3 protein-coding genes and 2 pseudogenes are annotated in these 3,545 nt (G+C 67.5%); all 5 read left to right on the plus strand.

The genetic code is table 11. The features are described 5' to 3' along the window. Positions 1-371: AMP-binding enzyme (locus tag WAW17_RS12720; RefSeq protein ID WP_422333331.1), on the plus strand; the 371-nt coding region annotated here is incomplete at its 5' end. Between the two features lie 27 nt (positions 372-398). Next, positions 399-1,907, plus strand: a complete 1,509-nt coding sequence (locus tag WAW17_RS12725; RefSeq protein WP_422333332.1) for a flavin-containing monooxygenase — start codon at positions 399-401, stop codon at positions 1,905-1,907. A gap of 49 nt (positions 1,908-1,956) precedes the next feature. Next, a pseudogene (locus WAW17_RS12730) lies at positions 1,957-2,391 on the plus strand (short-chain dehydrogenase); the annotation flags it as partial. Next, the gene (locus WAW17_RS12735) at positions 2,388-3,314 is read left to right on the plus strand and encodes a patatin-like phospholipase family protein (RefSeq protein WP_422333333.1); all 927 of its coding nucleotides are present in this window, start codon (positions 2,388-2,390) and stop codon (positions 3,312-3,314) included. The pseudogene WAW17_RS12730 and the gene WAW17_RS12735, both read left to right, overlap by 4 nt. An 11-nt stretch (positions 3,315-3,325) precedes the next feature. Then, a pseudogene (locus WAW17_RS12740) lies at positions 3,326-3,541 on the plus strand (phospholipase D-like domain-containing protein); the annotation flags it as partial. Positions 3,542-3,545: the final 4 nt, after the last annotated feature.

Here is a 3,545-nt window from a genome sequence, read left to right on the forward strand (position 1 = left end):
GTACTGGTGACATGGGGCATTTCGATGCGCAGCGGCGAATGTTCATCGACGGTCGCGCCGACGACATGATCGTTTCCGGCGGGGAGAATGTGTTCCCCGGCGAGGTCGAAGACCGCCTCACCGCGCACCCCGATATCACCGACGCGGTCGTGATCGGTGTACCCGACGCCGAATTCGGGCAGGTCCTCAACGCGTTCATCGTGCTGGGCTCCGGGGCCGCGGTACCCACCGAGGACGCGCTGAAACAGCATGTGCGTGACGGCCTCGAACGCTACAAAGTGCCAAAGCGGTTCATCGTGCTCGACGAGATCCCGCGCAATGCCAGCGGCAAGGTCCTGCGGGCGAAGCTGCACGCCACGACCGCGTCCTGACCTCTGCTTTTCCGAAAGGTAAAACCCATGGCAACGAAGCCAATTCGCGATCCCTCGATCATCATCATCGGCGCAGGCGTCGCCGGAATCGCCGCCGCGGTGACCTTCAAGAAGGCCGGATTCGACGATTTCGTGATCCTGGAGAAGGGATCCGACGTCGGCGGGGTGTGGTACTGGAACCGCTACCCCGGACTGACCTGCGATGTGCCTTCTCAGTTGTACCAATTCGGTTTCGCCGCGAAGGCGGACTGGAGCCGGGTCTGGGCCACCGGCCCCGAAATCCAGCGCTATCACGCCGAGGTGGTCGAGAAGTTCGGTCTGCGCGAGCACCTGCGCCTGAACAGTGAAGTAACCGACGCGGTATTCGACGGGAGCCGCTGGGAAGTCACCGTAGCCGGCGGCGCCCGGCGTACCGCGGACTTCGTCATCGCCGCGACCGGAGCGCTGCATCATCCGTTCACCCCCGAGATCCCGGGTTTGGACAGTTTCGCCGGCTCGGTCGTGCACACCGCGCGCTGGGACGACTCGATCGTCACCAAGGGCAAGCGGGTCGCGGTGATCGGCTCCGGTTCGACTGGTGTGCAGGTGGTTTCGGCATTGCAGCCGGGCGCGGCGAAGCTGACCCAGTTCACGCGCACCCCGCAGTGGGTGCTGTGGGCACCGATGGGTCTGCGACAGTCCTCGCTGGTGGCCAAGGCGCTTTCGGCGTCCCCGACTCTGCACGACCGGCTCTACGGAGTGTCGCTGTGGGCGTCGGGGATTCTCGCCGACGTCGCCCTACGCCCGACCTGGCGCCGCCGCACTCTACAGCGTGTGGCGCGCTTGTCGCTGCGCGCGCAAGTCCGCGACAAGGACCTGCGCGAGACCCTCACCCCTGACTACCAGCCGCTGTGCAAACGACAGGTCATCTCCGGCACTTACTACCAAGCTATTCAGGCAGCCAATGCCGAGCTGATCACCGAGAAGATCACCGAGATCACCCAGGCCGGTATCCGCACAGCCGACGGGCGTGAGCACGAGATCGACGTGATCGTCTTCGCGACCGGGTTCCATCCGCACAACTACATGCGGCCGATGAACCTTCGCGGCCGCGACGGACTCACTATCGATCAGGCATGGGAGAAGGGGCCGCGCGCCTACCGTATGTCGGCGATTCCCGGCTTTCCGAACCTGTTCACCGTGCTCGGCCCGAACTCGCCGACCGGTTCGATCTCGCTGCAGTACTCCGCGGAACTCACCTCGCGCTACATCACGCACTGGCTCGAACGGTTCCGCGCCGGCGAGGTCGACACCGTCGAGGTCACCGAGGCCGCCACGACCCGGTTCAACGATGCGGTCGCCCAAGCGATGGGACCGACGGTCTGGAACACCGGCTGCAACTCCTGGTACTTCACCGACCAAAACACCATCGACCTGTGGCCCTTCGACCGCAAGACGATGACCGCGATGCTCACCGAACCCGATGACCGCGACTTCCTGATCACCCGCACGCCCCCGGCGACCAGCAACACCTTCGCCGAGTCCGGCACCCGCTGAAACCCACAGAAGGACAACGATGTCTGGCAATCCCCGCATCGATCTGCACTACAACGGCTCCAAGTTCGCCGCCCTCGGCCTGTCGCCGGCTGCACGCCGCGAATACGCGGGCACCGGTGTCACCGTCACCGCTGTCCTGCCCTCAGCGGTACGCACCGAACTGTCCTCCGGCGCGACCCCGGGCAAAGGCATGCCCACCGTCGACCCCGAGGATGTCGCGCACGCCGTGGTCGACAGCGTGCGACGCAGGCCCGAGACGGTCTCGGTCCCTGGCTGGCTGGCGCCCGGCTGGTCGGCGGTACAGGCACTGGTTCCTCGATTCATCGAGAACACCGCGCGCCGATTGGTCGACGATCGCCGCGCCCTGACCGGGATCGACCAGGGCGGGCGGCGTGCCTACCTCGACCGCATCGAACGTCACGCCCGCGAACACACCACCGCCGCACCGGCTTCCAAGCCAAGCCGCAAGGCCGGTCCCCGATGACCACCCGTGCCCTCGTCATCGGCTGCGGCGGCACGATCGGCGGAGCATGGATCGTCGCGGCCCTGCACGCGCTGTCGAAACACTTGGACTGGGACCCGCGGACCGCCGACTTGATGCAGGGGACCTCGGCAGGCGCTGAGCTGGTCACCCTGCTCGCCGGCGGCGTTTCGGTGAACGAGCTGGTCCGCATGCAGCAGGGCATCGCCCACGATCACCGCCTGCGCGCACACCACGCCGACGCACCGCCGAGTCTGCCGCCGCTGCCGTTTCCCCGGCCGCTCAACCCGAGGTTGCTGCGCTCACAGCGCGGCCTGGCCGCACTCGCGGGGATCGCGCCGATCGGGCGCGGCGACCCGAGTTGGCTGGCGCGGCTGGCCGACGGTTTCACCGCGGGCCCTGACTGGCTCGACCGCCACGCTGCCCGGATGGTCGCCTTCGACATCGTTTCTGGAGAGCGCGTCGCGTTCGGCGCGCCCGGTGCCCCTGCAGTGTCACCGGCGACCGCGTTGCAGGCGTCATGGGCGGTCCCGGGCTGGATGCCGCCGGTCACCGCTCACGGCCGCACCTACATCGACGGCGGCTCGGCCTCGACCGCCTCGCTCGACCTGCTCGCCGACGACGAAATCGACGAAATCTACCTCATCGCCCCGATGGCCTCACCCGACCGCGCCCGCATCCCCGGCCTCGGCGGCTTCCTCGAAGACCGCTGCCTGCGCCGGCCGATGACCGACATCCTCGCCGCCGAGATCGCCACCGTCACCGCCCGCGGGACACGCGTGATCACGATCTGCCCAAGGACCGCGGACCTTGCGAACCTGCCGCCGAACTTCATGAACCGCGGGCGGCAGCGCCACGCTTTCACCCACTCCATGCGCACCGCCCACGACACGGTCGCCGCCGCGCTGGCGGTCAACACCGGCTGAACACATCCGGACCAGCCGCCCTTGCGCACTACCTGGGCGCCGGCGTGCGGGTCCTATCCTCGCCGAACCTGCACGCCAAGGTGCTCGTCACCGACCGGCGGGCCGTCATCGGTTCCGCGAACGCCTCGCACAACTCCACCGTCGCCGACGAAGCCGTGATCATCACCGACGACCCCGACCTTATTGCCGCGGCCCGCACCTTCATCGACAAAATGGACGAGGTCACCTAGG

Source organism: Rhodococcus sp. (in: high G+C Gram-positive bacteria) (genome assembly GCF_049286785.1).
Taxonomy (GTDB): domain Bacteria; phylum Actinomycetota; class Actinomycetes; order Mycobacteriales; family Mycobacteriaceae; genus Rhodococcus_F.

Bases quoted from the DNA above. Each gene is read 5' to 3' on its own strand.
- WAW17_RS12725 (WP_422333332.1), top strand. From the start codon at position 399: ATGGCAACGAAGCCAATTCGCGATCCCTCGATCATCATCATCGGCGCA.
- WAW17_RS12735 (WP_422333333.1), top strand. From the start codon at position 2,388: ATGACCACCCGTGCCCTCGTCATCGGCTGCGGCGGCACGATCGGCGGA.